The sequence below is a fragment of the Nocardiopsis sp. NPDC101807 genome, from assembly GCF_044766605.1.
GTDB lineage: Bacteria > Actinomycetota > Actinomycetes > Streptosporangiales > Streptosporangiaceae > Nocardiopsis > Nocardiopsis tropica.
Genome location: NZ_JBIWMK010000001.1, coordinates 1 through 2,322 on the forward strand (window position 1 = coordinate 1; position 2,322 = coordinate 2,322).

The following is a 2,322-nucleotide window of genomic DNA, read 5'->3' on the forward strand; positions in this document are numbered from 1 at the left end:
GTGGCCTAAAGCCCTGGTTCTACTGGGGTTTTGCTGGATCAGCTAGGCAGCGAGCGTGACGAGTTGGACGGGTTTCTGTAACTGCCCGAAACAGTTGTAGAACCCCAGGTCGGGCAGGGCGCCCCTCAGTCTCTCCAGCACCGGCCCCGGCATGATGGAGGCCCCGTAGTAGGCCTTGCGCAGACCGGACAGGTCGCGATCATCGAACGAGGGGTGGTTGGCCATCGCCACCCACAGGGTCGGCGCCGCGAAGAACGCCCCGTGCCGCCCCTCCTCGATCCGGCGCAGCAGGTCCGCCGGGTCGGGCGCCTCCACCAGCGTGTTGGCCGCGCCCACCGCCAGCCACGGCATGAGGAAGACGTGCATCTGGGCGCTGTGGTAGAGCGGCATCGCGTGCAGCGGCGCGTCGTCGGCCCGCAGGTCCAGGCCGGCGACGCACGACAGGTACTCGTGGACCAGCGCCCGGTGGGTCATCATGGCGCCCTTGGGGCGGGAGGTGGTGCCGGAGGTGTAGAGGAGCTGCACCAGGTCGGTGTCGCCCACCTCCGCGTCGAGCTCGGGCACCGGCCCGTCCAGGCAGTCGGCGAGCAGGGAGCCCGGCCCGTCGCGCAGTTCCAGGACCTGCTCGACCCCGGTCTCCGCGCGCAGGTCGTCGACGGCCGACCGCAGGGCCGGGTCGACCAGGGCGATCGTGCTGCCCGACTGCCTCAGGAGGTAGGCGAGCTCCTCCCCCCGGAGCGCGTAGTTGATCGGTACGTGGACCAGCCCCGACCGGGCGCAGGCCAGGAAGCCGATCAGGTAGGCGTCGGAGTTGCGCCCGTAGGCGGCGACCCGGTCCCCCTTGACCGCGCCGAGGCCGAGGAGCCGGGCGGCGGCCCGCGTGACGGCCGCGTCCAGGTCGGCGTAGGTCCAGGTGCGGTCGTCGAAGGTCAGCGCGGTGGCCTCGGGCGCGCGGGCCGCGCTGCGCCGGAGGACCCCGTCGACGGTGCTGGATGTCGTTGAACCGTTCATGCCCCTGCTCTTCCGTCGGTCGGTGAGGCCCCGGGGCCTCCGGCACGCCCCATCCTGCGGGGCTGCGGGGGCCGGGGCAACCGTTCGGGGGCGTTCTCGTGGGTCGGACCGCGACACACGCCCCGCCCCAGCGCTGCGGCGCGACTGCGCGTGACCGGGGGGCGACCGTTTCACCCTTGCCCGCGGCCGTCCCGTGGTCATACGTTTTGCGGTGTTCACGAGACACCGGGTGGGAGAAACATGAAGATCCTTGTCGTGGGTGCCGGGGCCGTCGGCGGCTACTTCGGCGCGCGGCTGGTCCAGGCGGGCCGGGACGTCGACTTCCTCGTGCGGCCCGCGCGCGCCGAACTCCTCCGGGACAGGGGGCTGGTCCTGCGCGGTATGGACGGCGGCGTGGACAAGGTCCCCGTGTCCGCGGTGACCGCGGACGGGCTGGGCGCCGGCTACGACCTGGTGGTCCTGGCGGTGAAGTCGTACGGGTTCGAGGCCGCGCTCGCGGACGCGGCGCCGGCGGTGGGGCCGGACACCGTGGTCCTGCCGTTCCTCAACGGCATGCGGCACATCGACGCCCTGGTGGAGCGGTTCGGGGCCGACCGGGTGTACGGCGGCGTGGCCATGGTGATGACCCGCCTGGAGGCGGACGGCGTGATCGTCGAGGTCGGCCGGATGGGCCGGCTGATCTACGGGCCCCTCTCCGGCAGCCCCGTGGTGGCCCCGGCCGACGTGCACGCCGCCCTGGACGCGGGCTCCTACTCGGCCACCCTCTCCCGGGCCCCCCTCCAGGAGCTGTGGGACAAGTGGGTGTTCCTGGCGACCCTGGGCGCGTGCACGTGCCTGATGCGCGCGCCGATCGGGGCGGTCAACAGCGCGCCCGGCGGCCAGGAGTTCACGTCCGGGATGTTCGCGGAGGCCATCGCGGTGGCCACGGCCGCCGGGTACCCGCCCGGCCGGGACGCCCGGAAGCGGGCCGACGCGATCATCGCGGACACGACGGCGACGACCACGACCTCGATGTACTGGGACCTGACGCAGGGCAACCCGGTGGAGGCCGACCAGATCGTCGGGGACCTGGTCGCCCGGGGGCGCGAGCTGGGGGTCCCCACCCCGCTGTTCTCGCTGGCCTACACCGCCTTGAGCGCGTACGCGGCCGGGCGCGCCTGACCACCGTCGGGGGGGGGGGGGGGGGGGGGGCCCCCCCCCCCCCCCGCGGGGGGCCCCCGGGCCGGGGGGCCGGGGGGGGGGGGGGGGGGGGGGGCGCGCCCCCCCCCCAAAACTGGCCCGCGGCCCCGCCCCCCCCGGGGGGGGGCACAG

At 74.5% G+C, this 2,322-nt stretch carries 1 protein-coding gene and 1 pseudogene; one reads left to right on the plus strand and one right to left on the minus strand.

Annotation, left to right across the window (positions count from 1 at the left end; genetic code table 11):
- Positions 1 to 81 precede the first annotated feature (81 nt).
- Positions 82 to 1,011: pseudogene (locus ACIRPH_RS00005) on the minus strand (AMP-binding protein); the annotation flags it as partial.
- A gap of 240 nt (positions 1,012 to 1,251) precedes the next feature.
- Here ACIRPH_RS00005 and ACIRPH_RS00010 point away from each other — a divergent pair.
- Complete coding sequence (locus ACIRPH_RS00010; RefSeq protein ID WP_402907295.1) at positions 1,252 to 2,172, plus strand: ketopantoate reductase family protein; 921 nt, start codon at positions 1,252 to 1,254, stop codon at positions 2,170 to 2,172.
- Positions 2,173 to 2,322 lie beyond the last annotated feature (150 nt).

Excerpts from the sequence above, each read along its gene's own strand:
- ACIRPH_RS00010 (WP_402907295.1), top strand. The coding sequence starts at position 1,252 with ATGAAGATCCTTGTCGTGGGTGCCGGGGCCGTCGGCGGCTACTTCGGC.